Origin of the sequence: Neorhizobium sp. BT27B, from assembly GCF_050455485.1 — a bacterium.
Lineage (GTDB): Bacteria > Pseudomonadota > Alphaproteobacteria > Rhizobiales > Rhizobiaceae > Neorhizobium.
The window spans coordinates 276,485-295,605 of sequence record NZ_JBCIYT010000005.1 but is presented as its reverse complement, the minus strand read 5'-3'; the positions used below and the strand labels follow the sequence as shown (position 1 = coordinate 295,605).

Sequence of the window (19,121 nt, the reverse complement as noted above, 5' to 3'; positions counted from 1 at the left end):
ATCCCGTCAGGCGGTGGCCCGGGCATGTTTGCTGATGAAGCCTTCGACGGCTTTCAGGTCCGCATCCAAGAGATCGAAACGCTCCTCCCGTGTCATTAAATCAGCAAGCCATAGTGGAAGTGCTGGAGAAATTCCGCAAGCGCTTTCTACGGCAGCCGGGAACTTGGCCGGGTGGGCAGTCGACAGTGTCACCATCGGAACGCCCGGCTTTGCGAACTTTTTCGCCGCAAAAACGCCCGTTGCCGTATGTGGATCGATCAGATAGCCGGTCTCGGCCAAGGTGTCCTTGATGGTCGCGGCAACCTGCTTTTCGGTGGCGCGGGCGGCGCGGAACTCGCGGCGGATGGCTTTCAGGGCTTCCGGCTGGATCTCGAACGAACCGGACTGTTTCAGGCTCGCCATGGCATTGCGCACGGCGCCGGAATCGCGACCATAGGCTTCGAACAGGAGGCGTTCGAAGTTGGAGGAGATCTGGATATCCATCGACGGCGAGGTGGTGGCGTGCACGCCCTTCATCTCGTAACGGCCGGTCTTCAGCGTGCGGGCGAGAATGTCGTTGTCGTTGGTGGCAATCGCCAGACGCTCAATGGGCAGGCCCATTTTCTTGGCCACGTAGCCTGCAAAGATATCGCCAAAATTGCCGGTCGGTACCGTGAACGAGACCTTGCGGTCTGGTGCGCCAAGCGAAAGGGCGGAGGTAAAGTAATAAACCACCTGCGCCATGATGCGCGCCCAGTTGATCGAATTGACACCCGACAGGCCGACCTTTTCGCGGAAGGCGACGTCGTTGAACATCTCCTTCACAAGGTTCTGGCAATCGTCGAAATTGCCCTTCACGGCAACCGCATAAACGTTCGAAGCACCCGAGGAGGTCATCTGGCGCTGCTGCACCGGCGAAACCTTGCCATGCGGGAACAGGATGAACACATCGGTGCGCTCGCGGCCGGCAAAGGCGTCGATGGCGGCGCCGCCAGTATCGCCCGAGGTCGCGCCGACGATGGTTGCGCGCTGGCCGCGTTCGGCCAGTACGTGGTCCATCAGGCGGGCGAGCAATTGCATCGCCACGTCCTTGAAGGCGAGCGTCGTACCATGGAAAAGTTCCAGCACGAAATCGTTGGGGCCGGTCTGCACCAGCGGCACAACGGCCGGATGGCGGAAGGTGGCATAGGCCTCATTGATCATCGCCTGCAGCTTGTCGGCCGCGATCTCGTTACCGGTGAAACGGCTGATAACCGCGAATGCGATCTCCTGATAGGTCTTGCCGCGCAGGGCCTTGATGTCTTTTTTGGAAAATGTCGGCCATTCGCGCGGAACGTAAAGGCCGCCATCGCGGGCAAGGCCTGCCATGAGTGCGTCGCGAAAGCTGAGCGCGGGTGCTTCGCCGCGTGTCGAGATGTATTCCACGAAGTTCATTCCCCAGAAAGAAGCATCGGCTCCGGAAAAGCCGGCGTAAAAAAGTTCGGCCTTCAATACAGAAAGCCGATGGGGAATGCGAGCCCGGATTATGCCCGAGCGGTTCCGCAGTTCGAATTTTGCCGTATTCGCATGTCTCTCAACGTAGAGATGATTTTCGTGTCATAACGGATCGATTTTTCAAAATGCCACTGCTATAGACCTTGGCTTGAAGAGGTGCCGGAAGTTCCGGTCGCGCCAGAAATAAAGCCAGGATCGGCCAGGCGGCAGATCAGATATGCAAAAGGGTTGAGTAACGTGTTTGGAAAAACATCCCTGACCACGGCATCTTTCAAGACGGTTTTGCGCACGGCTGCCGGTGCCGGGCTGGCCGCAGCGCTTGCCGGCTGCAGCACGCCCGATCTGGGCGCTGCCGGTCGTGCCGAAGCGCAGGCCAGTGTCACACCGGTCGTGCAGGCCTATTGCCCGCAGGTGGTGATCCGCACCGATACCGGTTTCCACCGGTCCTATGTCGGCAAGGCCGCCGAAGGCGACGACAGCAAGCTGATCTATCAGGCCTCCTTTGCCGACGTGACGCGCTCCTGCACGGCGAGTGAATCCACGCTGACCATCAATGTGATGGCGCAGGGCCGCATCGTGGCCGGCGCCGCCGGCAAGACCGGTGACGTGACGCTGCCGGTTCTGGTGGAAGTGGTCGATGGCAGTAACGTCATCTATTCGCAGAAGGTTGCCTTTAACGCCAACATCCCGCCGGAAGGCAGCGGCCAGTTCATCTTCAACAAGGCCGACGTCTCGATCCCGAATGCTGCTGGAGGGGCTTCGCGCTTCACGACAGTGCGCATCGGTTTCGACGACGGCAAGGCCGCGCCGAAGAAGGCTGCGCGCCGGGGCTGATTGCCGATATCGTCGAGAGATTTTTCGAGCCGTCCGCGACGATGTTGCGGGCGGCTTTTTAATGCCTACTGTTCCCTTCACCGCATTCCAGACCATATGTCGTCTTTGCCGACCGGCCATGTCGTTTTCGCGGGCGTTCGAAAGCATCATGCATGGTCTCTTGAAACGGCAATAACGATTGGAAGGTTGCGGCGTCGATCCGAGGAGGGATCGGCCCCGCAAAAATGCCTTCGACCAGAACAGTTCGGGGGCAAACTCAACCAAGGAGGAATGGTATGAGCAGGAACCGTGGCGTCGTTTATCTGAAACCCGGCAAGGTGGAAGTCCGCGATATCGATGATCCGAAGCTGGAGGCGCCCGATGGTCGGCGCATCGAGCACGGCGTCATCCTGAAAGTCATTTCCACCAATATCTGCGGTTCCGACCAGCACATGGTGCGCGGACGCACCACCGCCATGCCTGGCCTCGTGCTTGGCCATGAAATTACCGGCGAGGTGATCGAAAAGGGCGTCGATGTCGAGATGCTGGAGATCGGCGATATCGTCTCTGTGCCCTTCAATGTCGCCTGCGGCCGTTGCCGCTGCTGCAAGGCCCAGGACACAGGTGTGTGCCTGACGGTGAACCCGTCGCGTGCCGGCGGCGCCTATGGTTATGTCGATATGGGCGGCTGGATCGGCGGGCAGGCACGCTACGTCACCATTCCTTACGCCGATTTCAACCTTCTGAAATTCCCGGATCGCGACCGGGCGATGTCAAAAATCCGCGACCTCACCATGCTCTCCGACATTCTGCCGACCGGTTTTCACGGCGCGGTGAAGGCCGGCGTCGGCGTCGGCTCGACGGTCTATGTTGCCGGTGCCGGGCCGGTGGGGCTGGCGGCTGCCGCTTCCGCCCGCATTCTGGGGGCTGCCGTCGTCATGATCGGCGATTTCAACAAGGAGCGTCTGGCGCATGCCGCAAAGGTCGGGTTCGAACCGATCGATCTCTCACAGTCTGACAGACTTGGCGACATGATTGCGCAGGTCGTCGGCACCGACGAGGTGGACAGTGCCATTGATGCCGTCGGTTTCGAGGCGCGCGGCCATGCCGGCGGCGAACAGCCGGCGATCGTTCTGAACCAGATGATGGAAATCACCCGCGCCGCCGGTCAGATCGGCATTCCCGGGCTTTACGTGACGGAAGATCCCGGTGCCGTGGATGCGGCTGCCAAGCAGGGCAGCCTGTCACTGCGGTTCGGGCTTGGCTGGGCCAAGGCGCAGTCCTTCCATACGGGGCAGACGCCGGTGCTGAAATACAATCGCCAGCTCATGCAGGCCATCTTGCACGACCGCCTGCCGATCGCCGATATCGTCAATGCCAAGGTGATTTCGCTGGAGGATGCCGCGCAAGGCTATGAGAGCTTTGATCAGGGTGCGGCGACCAAGTTCGTGCTCGACCCGCATGGGGTATTGGGTAAGGTGGCTTGATCAACAAAGACGATCTCGCGGCCAGTGGCTGTATTGTCTTGGGTGCCATCGCACCTCACCCCAGACTCAAGCCGGGCAGAGCCGCGTGTCTCTGCCCGTCCTTGCCGGCGCCCGTAAGGGGAGCGGCTTAACCCAGATGACATTTGCCAATCTTTGGGGGCTGTCGCTGGATTGCGGTGACCGGCTATCACGACCTGGCCGTGAGCATTCTCATCGCCAGGCGGAGAAGTAGCCATTCGCCAGTTGGCAAAGCACAAACTAACCTCGCCCCATCTCTTGAATGGAAGGACGGGCAGGATTTAGCGGCGTTCCTGTAAGACACTTGTGTCACACACTCCTGTAAGACAGCGTCTGAAACGTGATTCCCAGCTAAGCGAAAACGCCGGAAAACATGGATTCTAGGCTTGAAAAAGAGTGTTGTGGCTGGGGCGCCAGGATTCGAACCTGGGAATGCCGGTACCAAAAACCGGTGCCTTACCGCTTGGCGACGCCCCATCAAACAACCGGAACAACTCCGCGAAGCGAAGATTCTTGTAGCCGGTGGAAACGGTGCCACCCCTTAGCAAAGCTTTGTCATCACGGCAATCCGCAAGGCTGCGCTTTTTTGTGGGAGACGGACAGCCTGTCGGCAATAGGCGGCAAGGCTGAGGTTCGCAGGTCTTTCCGGCCGCTGCGCAAGCTTTTGCGACGGCCGGAATCGGTGTTCATTACAGAAGCGCGCTACGGATTTTTTCGATGGCTTCGTCAGGGTCTGCGCCATAGGGAATGAGACCTTTCAAGCGTCCGTCGGCGCCGATCAGAAACAGATCCATCGTGTGGCTCATGGAATAACCGCCGCTGGGGTTTGGCTGCTTGCGCGCGAATGCCTTCCAGCCGGCAATGACCTTTGTCATTTCCTGCGGCGTTCCCGTGACACCGGTGATGCGGTCTGAAAAGGCGGTGACATAACCTTTCATGATGTCCGGCGTGTCGCGCTCCGGATCGACGGTGAAGAGGTAGGTTTTGAGCGACTGGCCTTCCGCGCCGAGTTCCTCAAGGTAGCCTGCCACCTCGTAAAGTGTCGTCGGGCAGACCTCGGGGCAGTGCGTATAGCCGAAATAGACGAGCGACGGATTGCCCTTGAAGATCGACTGATCGACCGGTTTTCCCTGGTCATTGACCAGGGAAAAGGCGGTGCCGAACGTGCCCGAACGGGGCGTGTCTTTCGACATCCAGACCATGACGCCGACGAGTGCGAGCACAAAAATGCCCGACACGACGCCAGCGATCATCATGAACGGATTTTTCGACGTCATTTTCCATGCTCCGAATGCGCCTTGTCACCGGCAATCGGGCCGACGGCGAACTCGACATCGACCGGGCCGGCCTTTTCAAAAACAAGCGTGGCCTTGACCATTTCACCTTCCTTGAAGGGCTTTGTGACATTCATGAACATGACATGATAACCGCCCGGTTTCAGCTCGACTGTGGACTTGGCGGGAAGGACAATACCGCCCTGGAGTTCGCGCATCTCCATGATGGCGCCATTCATCTTCATCTCATGGAATTCGACGCTGCCGGCGCGATCGGAGCTGGCGCTGACGAGACGGTCGGCCGGGCCGGCATTGGTGATCTTCAGATAACCGCCACCAACCTTGGCGACGGGCAGCATGGCACGCGAATAGGGATGGCCGATCTCGATCTCCCCGACCTTGAATTCGTGCGCCCGAGCCGTGCCGAAGCTGAGTGTCGCTGCAAGTGCCACAAAGATGCCGATGTGTTTTCTGATCATGGGTTTCCTCCGGTGGGTGCGCTCGGCCGGCTCGGGTTCGGTACTGTGCCGTCAGGCGAGGGGAGCGCGAACATGAAACGTGAGAGATGCCGGATAGACATCTCTCCTGAAAGACGAACATGGGGGCAAGGCGCCTCACATTCCGATGTTCAGGCACGCGGCGGTGGCGCTCGAGGTTCGGCGAGCAGCCGGCGTTGTGATGACGGCGCGACCATGTCCACCATGTGCGCTGTCGGCTTGTCTGCGACGGCGATCCTGTGGATGTCTGGGGCAGAGCCGGCAAGAATGGCGGGCACTGCGGAACCGGCGAGGCGGCAAAGCAGCGCGCATGGACATTCCGCACTTTTCTTCAGCGGTGTGTTTTTGCTGTCCGGCGCGGTGTCCACGATGCCGGAAGAGGCGCAGATGACATGGAACGGGTTTTCTGCCGGGCTGATGGTGGATGCGCGGGCATAGCTGCCGGCCAGGCCTTGAAGGACAACCACATAGGCGATCACCACCGCCATTGCGGTGGCCAGAATCCTGTCGGATAGGATTTGCCTGATCGCCCTCATGTTATCTCAATGCCACAAAGCCGCAGCGATGTCACCGAGGTGGATAATGCCAATCTGCGGCGGTTTGACGCTGAACGGTTGCGCTTGGGTGCGCACCTCTCGATCAACTCCTTTTTGAACGATGCGCCTATGGGCAAAAATACTTGATTTGTGATCTGCCTTTGGCCTGTGACGATGCCAGCAAGACCTGATTTATAACAACTGCGTCTTCGAAAAAATCCCGATATTCGATGTGCACATATGTGCAAAATGTCATCCGGCTGTCATCGAGCTTTTTTATGGTCCGCCTCGATAAACGAGAGAAGGGGCGGCCATCATGGTGATGATCGACGGGCGAATGACGCGGGGGGATGCCGGTTCACGGTTCCAGCGGCTGCGTCATCAATTGGCCGTGGCGCGCCGCGATCCGGTCATTGCCATCGGGCTGGTGCTTGCGCTGCTGTTCGCTCTTCTCATTCTCGCGCCCGTCATCTCGATTCTCGTCAATGTCGCGATCGTGCAGATCGGCGATGCGGCGCGCATGCGCGCACCGGAGGGGGCGTTCACGCTCTATTATCTCACGCGCGCCTTTGCCTCCCGCATGTCCGCCATTCTTCTGTGGCAACCGCTTCTCAATACGGCGTCGGTGGCGGCTGGTGCGATCGTGCTGTCCATGTCGATCGGCGGCATGCTCGCCTGGCTGATCAACCGGACCGAGCTGCCGGGGCGCGGCTGGTTCGCAACGGCGCTGATCATCCCCTTCATGCTGCCGACATGGACGCTCGCACTTGCCTGGACGACGATCTTCAAGAACCGCACTGTGGGCGGCCAGCCCGGCTGGATGGAAAATCTCGGTTTTGCCACGCCCGACTGGCTGGCCTATGGCCGCCTGCCGATGATCATCATCCTGTCGCTGCATTATGCGCCCTTTGTGATCCTCATCCTCGGCAGCGCGCTGCAGCGGCTCGATGCGCAGCTGGAGGATTCGGCTCGTATTCTCGGTGCAAGTCGGCGCCGCGTCGCATTCCAGATCGTGCTGCCGCTGATGCGCCCGGCGTTGTTGTCTTCCGGCCTGCTGATCTTTGCCGATTGTATCGGCGAGTTTGCCGTACCTTATGTGCTCGGCCTGCCTGTCGGCTTCGATACGCTGTCGACCTCGCTTTACCGCGCGATCTCTACCCGCCAGAGCGGCATGGCAGCCGTGATGGCGGCGGTCATCATGGCGATCGGTGTGCTCACGCTCTACATCGATACGCGGATGATGCGCGAGGCGCGTCGTTTCGCCATTGTCGGTGGCAAGGGGGCGATGAACCGTCGTCGCCCGCTCGGGCGCTGGTTTATCCCGGCCACCGGTTTTGCGGTCGCCTTCTTCGTCATCGGCGTCGTCGTCCCGCTGCTGACGCTGTTTCTCTCGACCATCATGCGCGTGCCGGGCCGTTTCACACCGGAAAACTTTACCTTCGATTACTGGATCGGCTCGAACCTCGATACGGTTGCGTTGCGCAACGGCATACTGCTGACGCCGGAATTCTGGAGCGCCGGTCTCAATACGCTGGTCATCATCGGCGCCGCGTCGCTGGCCTCGGGCGTGCTTGGTCTTCTGGTCGGTTATGTCGTCATCCGCAGCCCGTTTGCTGCGCTCGGCGCCTTCCTGCGGCAGATAACCTTCATGCCCTATCTGGTGCCGGGCATCGCTTTTGCGGCGGCAACGCTGACGCTGTTTGCCGTGCCGCGCGGTCCCATCCCGGCACTTTACGGCACCTCGATCATCCTCATTCTGGCCCTGATTGCCGATCAGATGCCGTTTGCCTCGCGATCCGGCATTGCCGCCATGGCACAGCTCGGCAAGGAGCCGGAAGAGGCGGCGCGTGTTGCCGGTGCCGGCTGGTGGCGACGCATGACCAGCATCGTGATGCCGATCCAGAAGCGGGCTCTGGCGAGTGCGATCCTGCTGCCGTTCATCTCCGGCATCAAGGGCGTCAGCCTGTTCATCATCCTCGCCGTGCCGGCCACCGATGTGCTGACCACCTATTCGCTGCGCCTCGTGGATTACAATTACACCCAGGCCGCCAATGCCGTCGTGCTGATGATCGCGCTGCTGGCGCTGGCCGGCACCATTCTCATCAACCGACTGACCGGCAAAGGCATCGCCAAGGGTCTGGAGAGCTGACATGCCCGATATCACACTGACCAATGTCACCAAGAACTATGCCGGCCATGGTCATGCCGCCGTTTCCGATCTGAACCTCACCATCGCCCATGGTGAATTCATGTGCCTGCTAGGCCCCTCGGGCTGCGGCAAGACCACGACATTGCGGATGATTGCCGGTCTCGAGCACCTGAGCGGCGGCGAGATCGCCATTGGCGAACGTGTGGTCGATAGCCTGAGCGCGGGCACTTTTCTGCCGCCGGAGCAGCGTCGGCTCGGCCTCGTTTTCCAATCTTATGCGCTTTGGCCGCATATGACCGTGGAGCGCAACATCGATTTCGGCCTGCGCCTGCGCAAGATCCCGGAAGCGGAGCGCCGCGCCAAGGTCAATGACGTGATGGAAAAGCTACGCATTCGCGATTATGCGGCGCGGTATCCGTCGCAGCTTTCGGGCGGTCAGCAGCAGCGCGTGGCGCTGGCCCGCATGCTGGCGGTCAATCCCGAAATCCTGTTGCTGGATGAACCGCTGTCCAATCTCGATGCCACGCTTCGCCTCGAAATGCGCGCCGAACTGCGTCGACTGCATGAGGAATTCCGCACTACGATCGTTTTTGTCACCCATGACCAGTGGGAGGCGATGACACTGGCGACCACGATCGCGGTGATGAACGGTGGTCGTCTGCAGCAGGTCGGTGCGCCGGATGATATCTATTCGCGGCCGGTCAACCGGTTCGTGGCGGAATTCATCGGCAACCCGCCGATCAACATGATCTCGCTCGATGCCCAGTCAGTGCTTGGCGGGCTGGCCGCGCGGCTGTTCGGCAAACTGCCCTTAGGGGGCACGTCCAAGGTTGCGTCAGTCGGCATTCGGCCGGAAGAGATTGCGTTTTCCGCCACCGTCGGTGCCGTGCCGCTCGGGACGCTGAAGCTTGAAAGCATCATGCCGACCGGTGGCAGCTGGATACTGGAGCTTTCGCTTGGGGCCGAGCGTCTTTTCCACGCCACCCACACGCGCCCGACGGCGAGGCCGGGCGACGTGGTCGACTGTTTTGCAAAAGCCGAAGGCCTGCACCTGTTCGACGCCGATGGGCAGCGCATCGAGCTCACTGAAATCCGCGCGCAAAACGCGGCACAGCCGATCGGCCAAGGCCGGCCGGCGCTTTTACCCGCATAAACTCCCGTAAAAATCCCTGTTCAAATCATTCAAAGGAATATCGATGAGACTTTCCCGCACTCTGATGTCTTCGCTGATGTTTTCCGCCGCCATCTCGCTGGTCGCCACCAGCGCCGGCGCCGAGGAGGCATTCGACCTCAACGCCGTGATCGAGGCTGCCAGACAAGAAGCGCCGATCACCGTTTATGATTCCACCGGCAAGATCGTCGAACAGGCCAAGGCCTTTTCCGAAAAATACGGCGTGAAGGTCACCGGCGTAAAATCCGGCGCACCGGAGACGCTGGAAATCGTCATCCGCGAGGCGCAGGCCAATAACGTCAAGGCCGATGTGGTCATTCTGGCGGATGCACCGGCGGCGCTGTCGCAGATCGTTGCCAAGGGATATGCCAAAAGCTGGCTGCCTGCCGATCTCGCCAAGGATATTCCTGCGATCTATCAGGATCCGCTGACCATCGTTCTCGCTCCGAATGTCTGGACGTACAACACTGCCCTGCATGACAGCTGCCCGGTCAAGAATATCTGGCAGCTGACCGAGGCCGAATGGAAGGGCAAGGTGGCGATGCAGGATCCGATCGGCAAGCCGTCCTATACCGACTGGTTCAACCAGCTCGCCACGCATGCCGACAAGGCTGTTGCCGATGCCTATCAGGCGCAATACGGCAAGCCGCTGAAGACGGACGAGGCCAGTGCCACCGCCGCATGGGTCAAGGCTCTGGCCGCCAACAGCCCGTTGCTCACCGATTCCGATGGTGCTGCCGCCGAATCGATCGGCGCGCCGGACACCAAGGAAAGCTTTGTTGGTCTGGTCAGCACGGCCAAATACCGTGACAACAAGGATGGCATGAAGCTTGGCCTTTGCGCTGGTCTCTCGCCCTTTTCCGGCTGGACCTACCCATCGCTCGGTCTGATCGCCTCCGGCACCAAAAGCCCGAATGCCGCAAAACTGTTCATCCGGTACATGATGACGGCTGAAGGTATCGCGCCACAGGCAAAGGACGGCAAGATGTCGACGAACACCACGATCGGCCTCCCCGACAACGAACCTTCCGGCGTCGGCAAGGTGCGCGATCAGCTGCTTGCCTATGATGCCTCGACCGGCGGTGACGACTGGGAAGCGCGTCAGGACTGGCAGGATCTCTGGTCCTTGAACTACAAGAAGTAATCGCCGCATATTCGAACTGAAACATGGCGGGGCCTCACTTGCAGTGCCCCGTCATCCTCTCGCCGAAAGACCCCATGCTGACTGTCGATGAACTGAACCAACGCGAAACCCTGCTGCGCACTGTCACGGCCTCTGCCGGCGCGCTGGCACTTGACGCCTTCCAGACCCGCAAGCCGGGCGATTTCACCCTCAAGGGGCGCCAGGATTTTCTGACCGAAGCCGATGGCGCCGTGGAAAACCATGTACGCGCTGCGATCGCGGCGGAATTTCCGGAAGATGGCATTCTGGGCGAGGAAGCCGGCGGCGCGCTGGCGGAACGGCTTTGGGTAATCGATCCGATCGATGGGACCGCCAATTTCGCGCGCGGCATTGCCCATTTCTGCGTCGCGATTTCGTTCTGCGTGAAGGGTGAGACACTGCTCGGGGCGATCTTCAATCCGGCTTCGAACGAATTCTATTTCGCCCGCAAGGGGGCAGGGGCAACCAAGAACGGCACGCCGCTTGCCGTTGCCGCAACAGATGCCATCGCCAATGCTTCGGTCGAGATCGGCTGGTCGCCGCGCGTAGCGACGACGGATTATCTGGCCGCGCAGGAGCGCGTTCTTGCCGAGGGCGCCAATATCCGCCGTGGGGCATCCGGGGCACTTGCCATTGCCTGGGTCGCGGAAGGTCGCACCGATGGTTATGCGGAATACTATATGAATGCCTGGGATTGCCTTGCCGGTCTGCTGATGGTGCGCGAAGCCGGCGGTGTGACCGGTGCCTATCCCGCAACTGAAGCCGAGTTGCTGATGGGCGGCGAGATTTTTGCCGCAGCGCCCGGCATTGCCGCCGAATTTTCCGCTGCGATGAAAATTGCGATCGCACCGACAGAACGAAAGGGAGAAGCGGCATGACGTCCTCTCCGCATTACGAGCGGCCGCACCTGAGCCTTATCCAGAAGAACCTGCCGGGCTGGGATGTCGATCTTTATATCGGTGGCCGTGAAGCCGTGAGTACGCCGGATTTGCTGGAACAGCATGGCATCAAGGTGATCGTCAATTGCGCGGTCAATTTCGATGTCAATCTCGTCGGCGCAGAGCAGCCTGTCGAGGAAGGACGCATCGCCTCCGGTCCTGGTTTCCTGCGTTATTACAAGCTCGGCCTCGTCGATGGTCCCGGCAATGCCGATACCATGCTGATGGCCGGTTATTATCTCCTGCGCGGGGCGCTCAGCCAGAGCTTTCCGCAAAAGCCGTCCTATCCGCATCGGGACAAGGGCAATGTGCTGGTCAACTGCCGCGCCGGTCGCAGCCGGTCGGTTTCGCTGGTGTCGCTGTTCCTGCATCTGGAAATGCCGGACCTCTATCCGACGCTGGCATCGGCGATCGACCATGTGCGTGACAGACGGCAGTTGCATCCTGACGAATGGTTCGAAACGCCGAAACCGGAACTGATCCATGCCGTCGAGCGGGCGGCCGATATGATCCGTCTTATCGAAGCGAACAAGGACAAGGCTGTCGCATGAGCAATCGGCCGCCGCAGAATTTTGCAAGTGCAAGCGAGGTCGCGCAGCGCGCCGGGGTTTCCCGCTCCGCAGTATCGCGCACGTTTACAGCAGGGGCGAGCGTTTCGGATGAAACCCGCCGCAAGGTTCTGGCGGCGGCTGAAGAGCTGAACTACCACGTCAACCATCTGGCGCGCGGGTTGTCGCAGGAGAAGAGCCGGCCGATCTGCATTCTCGGCGGCGATCTGCATGCGCCTTACCAGTCGGCGCTTCTCGAAGCGCTGACGCGGCGCATTCAGGCGGCAGGCCGCGCCGTCATGGTCATCAACACCGCCGGCAACGAGGCGGATTCACGCGCGGCTCTGCATCAGACGCTAAATTATCGCGCGTCCGCCACCATCGTGCTCTCCGGCGCGCCGCCGGTCTCGCTGGTGCGCACCTGCATCGAAAGCGGCCAGCACGTCATCCTCATCAATCGGCAGGGGCAGATAGAGGAGGCGGAGCATATCAATCTCGATCACGAGAGCGCCATGAACGATGCCCGGCATATGCTCGCCCGTGCGGGCTGTCGGTCGTTCGCGATCGTTTCATCCACCAACAATTCGCCCAGCCTTCTGGCACGCGAAAAGCTGTTCAGTGCGGCGATCGTCGAAGCGGGTTTCGAGCCGCCGCAGGTGATCAAGGTCGGGCCAACCAGCTATCGCAGCGGCGCGGAAGCCGCACGCCTGTTGTTGCCCGGCGCGGCGCGTCCGGATGCCGTCTTCTGCGTCACGGATCTTCTCGCCTGCGGTTTCATGGATATCGCCCGCCAGGATTTTGGCATGGTCATCCCGAGGGATCTGTGTGTCCTCGGGTTCGACGATATCGAACAGGCGGGCTGGGACGGTTACGCGCTGACGACGTTTCGCCAGCCTATCGAGGAAATGGCGGAAATCATCGCCAAAGGCGTGACGGACGGGCGCGAGTTTGCCGATGCCAGTGCCGTCACCACGCTGAAAGCCCTGCCGGTCTGGCGAAAGACCGTGCGATCGGGGCCATAAGGACCTTCCTTGTCAGCGATGCCGTGATTGCGGCAGCACATAGGGCATATGCACCGCAGGCAGGCGACCGACAGCGCCGCCGATGCCATACACTTTTGCGATGACGTCGTCGGTGATCGCGTCCGCGCAGACGCCTGACTTCACGACCTTGCCATTGTGCAGGACGACCAGATGATCGGCGAACTCGGCGGCCAGATTGAGATCATGCAGGATGGCCAGCACGATGCCGCCGGCGGATGCAAAATCGCGCGCCGTTTCCAGCACCGAGATCTGATGGCCGAGATCGAGGCTTGCCGTCGGTTCATCAAGAAACAGCGCATTCGGCACGCCGTCGGACACCGGCTTTGGCACCTGCGCCAATGCGCGGGCGAATTGCACGCGCTGCTGCTCGCCGCCTGACAGGGAAGGGTAGGGACGGCGTTCAAAACCATGAAGACCGGCGCGTTTCAATGCCTTGCGGGCCTGATCGGATGGATCCAGCGCGCCGTGGGCGACAGCGCCCATGCGGGTGATTTCGAGCGCCGTGAACGGAAAAGCCAGCTGTGTTGCCTGCGGCAGGACCGCCCGGCATTTCGCCAGATCTTCCGGCCGGCAGAGATCGAGATTTTTGCCGTGATAAGAAACGGTTCCCTCGTCCGGCCGCATCTCGCCGGAGAGAACTTTCATCAGCGTGGATTTGCCGGCGCCGTTCGGGCCGATCACCACGGTGAAGCAGCCGGGTCTCAGCTCGATGTCGACCGACTTGACGAGATTGCGACCGCTGCGGGTGATGGTGATATTTTCGGCGATAATCATGGCAGGTCTCGCATGCTGGCGCCGTTCTTACCGAGCAGCAGGAACAGGAAGACCGGTGCGCCGAACAGGGCGGTGATGACGCCGATCGGCAATTCTGCCGGTGCTGCCACCGTGCGCGCCACGCTGTCTGCGATCAACAGCAGGGCGCCGCCGCCAAGGGCTGATCCGGGCAGCAGGAAACGGTGGGATGGCCCCATGGCCAGGCGCAGCAGATGCGGCACGACGATGCCGACAAAACCGATGGAGCCGGCAACGGCAACGGTGGAGCCGCAGGCCGCGGCGACGGCGATGATGACGATCTTTTTCAGGCGCTGCACCGGGATGCCCATGTGAAAGGCTGCGGCATCTCCCAGAATGAGAGCGTCCAGTCCGCGCGCGACGAAGGGAATGATCACCAGCACGACAGCGATGAAGGGCAGGATGGAGACGATGCGCCCGTATGTGGCGCCGCCAAGCGAGCCGAGGCTCCAGAAGGTGATATCGCGCAATTGCCGGTCATCGGCCATGACGATCAGCAGGCCCATCAATGCCGCCGTCAATGCGCCGATGGCGATGCCGCAGAGGATGAGGGCCGTTGTCGAGGTGCGACCGTCGCGGGTGGCGATCAGGTAGAGCGTCCAGGTGTTGATGAGCCCCCCGAAAAACGCCATTAGCGGTAGAAACTGATTGCCGAGCAGAAGCGCGATTGGTGCCAGAATGCCGTTGCCGAGCACGATCGCCGCCACGGCGGCGAGACCTGCGCCGGCTGTGACGCCGACGATGCCGGGATCTGCGAGCGGATTGCGAAACAACCCCTGCATCATGGCGCCGGATACCGCGAGACCTGCGCCGACCAGCAGACCGAGTGCGGTACGCGGCAACCTGACGGCTTCAAGAATCACGCGCTCCTGCGTGGTCAGCCGATCGGCATTTCCGGTGAGGTAGGCCCAGAGGTCTGCAAGGCCGACGCCTGTTGGCCCGACACCGAGAGAGATCAGGCAGGCGATGACCAGCAGGGCTGCAAGCCCGAAAAGAACGAGGACGCCCTGCTGGGTGCGATCGCCATCAGCGGCTGGCCGCAGGGGCAAGGAGAGCGCTCTCATGTCTACTTGATCTCGCCGGGATAAATCTGCGCGGCGAGTGCGCGTGCGGCTTCCGGCGTGCGGGGCCCGAACCCGAGCAGCAGCAGGCCGTCCATGGAAATCAGCGCCTTGTTCTCGGCGGCCGGAGTTGTCTGCATTGAAGGCAGGGAAAATACCTGTTCCGGCTTGATGGAATGATCACCGCGCGACATGGACAGGATCGCATCGGGTCTGGCGGCAATGACGGCTTCGTCGGAGAGTGGCTTATAACCGTTGATGGTCGGCGCGGCATTGATGCCGCCGGCCATTTCGATCACGGCACCGGCTTCGGTGTCGGCACCACCGGCCATCACGCGGCCGTTCGAGAGCGACAGCACGAACAGAACCTTCTTCTTCTCGGCCTTGATCCTGGCGACATCATCGGCCAGCGTTTTCAGGTCGGCTTCGGTTTTGGTCGCAAGCGGCTCCGCCTTGTCGGAAAGGCCGACGGCCGCGCCGATGTCACGGATTTTCTGGCCGATCTTGTCTGCCTTCGGCGGCGTCGGGATGACCACCATCGGCACTTCGCTGGCCTTGAGGATTTCGATCACCGGAGGCGGGCCGGAGCCTTCTTCCATCAGGATGAGATCCGGCTTCTGGCCCAGAATGCCTTCGGCCGAGAGCGCCCGCATGTAACCGACATCCGGTTTGGAATTGGCATCGGCGGGATAAAAGCTGGTGGAATCACGGGCGACAATGCGGTCCTGCGCACCAAGATCATAGAGGATTTCCGTGATCGTGCCGCCGATCGAGACGATGCGGGTGGCTTCAGGGTTGCCCTTTTCCGCCGCAATGGCAGTGCCGGACGTGGCGAAAATTCCGAGGAAACCTAGGGAGATTAGAAAACGAGAGACCACGTGAATGCCCTTTCTGTCGGCCATTGCGCAGGTGGAAACCTGGTGCCGAACTAATAATTGGACACTGATACTCAAGTTTATGGGTTTTGCAATAAGGCGCGGGCAAAACCGGGTGGCGAAACCGGGCGTGCAACAGGAATGTGATGACGGAGAAGAAAACAGGCTGTCACATTCCCGTCACCAGACCCGCGCAAGCGTCGTGATACATTGTCACGGCCGTATTACGCAGTTCAGGGGTTTTTATGTGGCGTGCGATTGAAACGCTCGGTGTGGGCAGACTGGCTTATCTTCACTTTGAAGACGCCGGGAGCTGCGATTGCCTGGGCTATGTAAATGCGTCCGGCAAGGCCGAATGGCCGGACGCAATCAAGGGATTGCGCCCGAATGGCTGGTGTGACGCCAGCGAAATGCTGTTTCTCAGTGCCGAAGCGCGGCTTTATCCCACGCAACTTGCTTCGTAAGTCATTGTCTCAGCGGGAGGCCGCTGGTCAATCCTCTGGCGCGAGGCCGTCAAACACTTCCAGCATGGCGTCGACAATGGCCTGTCCCAGTGCATTGCCGGTTTCGGCGATCTTGTCGTCCTGCATGTCGCGTGCGGCCAGTGCCAGATTGCCGCCCTGCTCGGCGACGATTGCCCGCGCCCGTTCGATCGCCCATTGAGCAAAATCGGCGCGTGTTTCGATGGTGACGGTTTCCATTGAAAAATTCTTCCGGTTTATCTTTCGTTGAGGATTTGCAGGCAATAAAGCCCCTGCGCGTGTTTTGTATTGCGTACGCGCTACCTTCTCCTGCCGACAGGCGCAAGCTTTGTGCCGCCATGTCGTGTGCAGTTTTCATCTCTTCCAGCGATCCGTTCTGACCGACATGCGTGTTGACGCATGATTGCGCGCCGATGTCTCGATCAGGCTTCTCAAATGCAAAATGGCCGGATTTTACTCCGGCCATCTGGTTGTCGATGATGATAGCTGCCGTTTTATGCGGCGCGGCTGTAGCCGTTGCGTGATCCATCCGAAGCACCGCCGAGACGGAACTGCGCCAGCAACGCCTTCAATGCCGATGCTTCCGAAGCCAGACCATGGCTTGCGGCCGTCTGTTCCTCGACCATGGCGGCATTCTGCTGCGTGCCCTGGTCCATCGTGTTGACGGCGGTGTTGATTTCCTGAAGGCCTGTCGACTGTTCGCGCGAGGCGGTGACGATGGCGGCGATATGGCCGTTGATCTCCTGAACCTCGGCAGCGATCGTTTCCAGCGCCTTGCCGGTTTCGCCGACGAGAGTGACGCCCTGTTGGACCTGCGAACCGGAGGTCGTGATCAGCGCCTTGATTTCCTTGGCGGCATTTGCCGAACGCTGGGCCAGCTCGCGGACTTCCTGGGCAACGACGGCAAAACCCTTCCCGGCTTCACCGGCACGGGCTGCTTCGACGCCGGCGTTCAGGGCGAGAAGGTTGGTCTGGAACGCGATGTCGTCGATGACGCTGATGATGTTGGAAATTTCCGACGAGGACTGTTCGATGCCGCTCATTGCGCGAACAGCGTTGCGCACCACATTGCCGGACTGCTCGGCATTGTCGCGGGTACGGTTGACCAGACGGCCGACTTCCTCGGCGCGACGTGCCGAATCCTTGACGGTCGTGGTGATCTCTTCCAGAGCCGCTGCGGTTTCTTCCACCGAGGCTGCCTGCTGTTCGGTGCGGCGGGCAAGATCGTCGGCCGCATGGCGGATTTCGCTGGCGCCGGCATCGATGGCGCGGGCGTTGTGACCGACCTTGGTCAGGGCGGCATTGAGCTTGGTGATCGAGCCGTTGAAGTCTTCGCGCAGACGATCGAGGTCGGCAACGAAAGGTGTCGAGATGCGATATTCGAGATCGCCATCCGACAGATGGGCAAGACCCTTGGCCAGCGCATCGACGGCAAAGCGGACATCGGCACTGTTGCGGGCTGTGACGCGTTCGCGCTCGCTACGTTCCTGTTCGGTGAGCGAACGGTTTTGCTCGGCGTCGGATTCCAGACGCAGACGTTCGCGTGCATTGGTGCGGAACACGGCAACGGCCGCTGCCATCGAACCGATTTGGTCGGTGCGGCTTTCACCCGGAATGGCGACATTGAGGTGACCACTGGCCAGCTCTTCCATGGCCGCCGTCATCTGCGTGACCGGCCTGACGACAAGGCTGCTGAGCAGAGTGGCGAGGAAGCCGATCATGGCGGCGACGCCGAGAAGGGTAGCGATGGTTGCCGCGATGCGAAACTCGCCGATCGAGGCATAGGCGGTCTCTTCGTCAACGACGAAGCCGATGCTCCATTCCGCGCCGGGCAGGCCGGCGACGGGCAGGAAGCTGACGAGTTTCATTTCACCGGCCGTCTGCGCTTCGGAGATCGTGGTGGACATGGCGGGCGCGGTGCCCTGGAAGAGTTCGCCGATGGTCTTGTCGATCATCTTGGCGTCCGGGTGGATCAGGATCTTGCCGGCCTTGTTGACGAGGAAGGCATAACCCTTCGGGCCGGCATCAATGGACTTGATGGCCGTGACCAGCGATTCCAACGAAAAGTCGCTGCCGGTGACGCCGACCAGCTTGCCGTTGACCATGACCGGCACGGCGGCCGTGACGTTCAGTTGGCCGGTCGATGCGCTGATATAGGGTTCCGTCAGCACCGGGCCGCCGGTCGCAACGACGCCCTTGTACCAGGGACGCTTGCGCGGATCGTATTCGGCGGGCATCGCCATGTCCGGGTACTGGATGAAGATGCCGTCTTCGCCGCCGAAATAGGTGGACAGAAACTGGCTGGCAAGAACGGGGTTGTTCAGCACAGCCATCTTGGCGGCATTGGTTTCGGCCTTTTCCATACCCTTGGCCACGGTGTCGGTCAGCATGACGCGGCCGCCGAGCCAGTTGGAAATGCTCTGGGCCGCCTGCTTGCCCGAGGAATCCATGTTGTGTGCAACCGACTCGGCCACAGCAGCGCGCTGAAGACTGTCGATATACAGTGAAAAGCCGGCAAACGCGGCAACGACGACAAGAGACGCGGCAATGAGAATGCGCGTCATCAGATTGGTTTTCTTGGACAAGCAGAAGTTCCTTGGGCGACGGAGAACGACGGGGGAATTGACTGTTGGGCATGCCCGCTCGGGCTCGGTCGCAACGCCTCATGCGCGCGGTGCCAGGAAATCTGCACTGCGGCGGAGAGAACGGTATTCAGTTTAAATTTGAATTAAAGAAGATGAAAATGTATCAGGCCAAGAAGGCCCGGTCGTCGAATTCGATTCTATTGTCATGTGCCCGACA

At 60.7% G+C, this 19,121-nt stretch carries 18 protein-coding genes and 1 tRNA gene; 9 read left to right on the top strand and 10 right to left on the bottom strand.

The window, feature by feature from the left end:
* Positions 1-6 precede the first annotated feature (6 nt).
* The gene (gene thrC / locus AAIH70_RS15590) at positions 7-1,413 is read right to left on the bottom strand and encodes a threonine synthase (RefSeq protein ID WP_132275825.1); all 1,407 of its coding nucleotides are present in this window, start codon (positions 1,411-1,413) and stop codon (positions 7-9) included.
* 297 nt (positions 1,414-1,710) lie between these two features.
* Between thrC and AAIH70_RS15585 the strand changes: the two genes are divergently transcribed.
* Positions 1,711-2,307: a PilZ domain-containing protein gene (locus AAIH70_RS15585; RefSeq protein WP_245519164.1), complete on the top strand. Its 597-nt coding sequence runs from the start codon at positions 1,711-1,713 to the stop codon at positions 2,305-2,307.
* Between the two features lie 275 nt (positions 2,308-2,582).
* A complete protein-coding gene (gene fdhA, locus AAIH70_RS15580; RefSeq protein WP_132274317.1) occupies positions 2,583-3,773 on the top strand; it encodes a formaldehyde dehydrogenase, glutathione-independent in 1,191 nt (396 codons plus the stop codon).
* 420 nt (positions 3,774-4,193) lie between these two features.
* On the opposite strand, the gene AAIH70_RS15575 is transcribed toward fdhA, so the two are convergent.
* The 4 genes from AAIH70_RS15575 to AAIH70_RS15560 form a co-directional block, all read right to left on the bottom strand.
* Positions 4,194-4,268: transfer RNA gene (locus AAIH70_RS15575), tRNA-Gln, on the bottom strand.
* Between the two features lie 212 nt (positions 4,269-4,480).
* Complete coding sequence (locus AAIH70_RS15570; RefSeq protein WP_132274314.1) at positions 4,481-5,068, bottom strand: SCO family protein; 588 nt, start codon at positions 5,066-5,068, stop codon at positions 4,481-4,483.
* On the bottom strand, positions 5,065-5,544 hold the full coding sequence (locus AAIH70_RS15565) for a copper chaperone PCu(A)C (protein ID WP_132274312.1): 480 nt from the start codon (positions 5,542-5,544) through the stop codon (positions 5,065-5,067). Before AAIH70_RS15565 ends, AAIH70_RS15570 begins: the two co-directional genes overlap by 4 nt.
* 149 nt (positions 5,545-5,693) lie before the next feature.
* A complete protein-coding gene (locus AAIH70_RS15560) occupies positions 5,694-6,098 on the bottom strand; it encodes a hypothetical protein (protein ID WP_132274309.1) in 405 nt (134 codons plus the stop codon).
* A 316-nt stretch (positions 6,099-6,414) separates the two neighbouring features.
* On the opposite strand from AAIH70_RS15560, the gene AAIH70_RS15555 reads away from it, so the two are divergent.
* The 6 genes from AAIH70_RS15555 to AAIH70_RS15530 all read left to right on the top strand — a co-directional run bounded on the left by AAIH70_RS15555 (position 6,415) and on the right by AAIH70_RS15530 (position 13,088).
* Positions 6,415-8,247, top strand: coding sequence for an ABC transporter permease (locus AAIH70_RS15555; protein WP_165932028.1), 1,833 nt, complete (start codon positions 6,415-6,417; stop codon positions 8,245-8,247).
* Position 8,248: 1 nt separating this feature from the next.
* A complete protein-coding gene (locus tag AAIH70_RS15550) occupies positions 8,249-9,400 on the top strand; it encodes an ABC transporter ATP-binding protein (RefSeq protein WP_132274306.1) in 1,152 nt (383 codons plus the stop codon).
* A 43-nt stretch (positions 9,401-9,443) separates the two neighbouring features.
* Positions 9,444-10,562, top strand: a complete 1,119-nt coding sequence (locus AAIH70_RS15545) for an ABC transporter substrate-binding protein (protein ID WP_207908254.1) — start codon at positions 9,444-9,446, stop codon at positions 10,560-10,562.
* A gap of 74 nt (positions 10,563-10,636) precedes the next feature.
* Positions 10,637-11,458, top strand: coding sequence for an inositol monophosphatase family protein (locus AAIH70_RS15540; protein WP_430034579.1), 822 nt, complete (start codon positions 10,637-10,639; stop codon positions 11,456-11,458).
* Positions 11,455-12,069 carry a dual specificity protein phosphatase family protein gene (locus AAIH70_RS15535; protein WP_132274301.1) on the top strand — a complete coding sequence of 205 codons (615 nt, stop codon included), beginning with the start codon at positions 11,455-11,457 and terminating at the stop codon, positions 12,067-12,069. The genes AAIH70_RS15540 and AAIH70_RS15535 overlap by 4 nt, the downstream gene beginning before the upstream one ends.
* Positions 12,066-13,088 (top strand): LacI family DNA-binding transcriptional regulator, encoded by a 1,023-nt coding sequence (locus AAIH70_RS15530; protein WP_132274297.1) that lies wholly within the window; start codon positions 12,066-12,068, stop codon positions 13,086-13,088. The genes AAIH70_RS15535 and AAIH70_RS15530 overlap by 4 nt, the downstream gene beginning before the upstream one ends.
* Positions 13,089-13,100: 12 nt before the next feature.
* Here the strand turns inward: AAIH70_RS15530 and AAIH70_RS15525 are convergent, their stop codons facing one another.
* From AAIH70_RS15525 to AAIH70_RS15515, 3 genes are read right to left on the bottom strand one after another with little or no spacing between them, the layout of a single operon-like run.
* Positions 13,101-13,883: a heme ABC transporter ATP-binding protein gene (locus AAIH70_RS15525; protein ID WP_132274294.1), complete on the bottom strand. Its 783-nt coding sequence runs from the start codon at positions 13,881-13,883 to the stop codon at positions 13,101-13,103.
* Complete coding sequence (locus AAIH70_RS15520) at positions 13,880-14,965, bottom strand: FecCD family ABC transporter permease (protein WP_430034576.1); 1,086 nt, start codon at positions 14,963-14,965, stop codon at positions 13,880-13,882. The genes AAIH70_RS15525 and AAIH70_RS15520 overlap by 4 nt, the downstream gene beginning before the upstream one ends.
* A 2-nt stretch (positions 14,966-14,967) precedes the next feature.
* On the bottom strand, positions 14,968-15,864 hold the full coding sequence (locus AAIH70_RS15515; protein ID WP_132274288.1) for a heme/hemin ABC transporter substrate-binding protein: 897 nt from the start codon (positions 15,862-15,864) through the stop codon (positions 14,968-14,970).
* Positions 15,865-16,082: 218 nt separating this feature from the next.
* On the opposite strand from AAIH70_RS15515, the gene AAIH70_RS15510 reads away from it, so the two are divergent.
* Positions 16,083-16,301, top strand: a complete 219-nt coding sequence (locus AAIH70_RS15510) for a hypothetical protein (RefSeq protein ID WP_132274286.1) — start codon at positions 16,083-16,085, stop codon at positions 16,299-16,301.
* A 27-nt stretch (positions 16,302-16,328) separates the two neighbouring features.
* Here AAIH70_RS15510 and AAIH70_RS15505 read toward each other — a convergent pair whose 3' ends face one another.
* Complete coding sequence (locus AAIH70_RS15505; protein WP_132274284.1) at positions 16,329-16,538, bottom strand: hypothetical protein; 210 nt, start codon at positions 16,536-16,538, stop codon at positions 16,329-16,331.
* 275 nt (positions 16,539-16,813) lie between these two features.
* Positions 16,814-18,904: a methyl-accepting chemotaxis protein gene (locus tag AAIH70_RS15500; protein WP_132274282.1), complete on the bottom strand. Its 2,091-nt coding sequence runs from the start codon at positions 18,902-18,904 to the stop codon at positions 16,814-16,816.
* Positions 18,905-19,121: the final 217 nt, after the last annotated feature.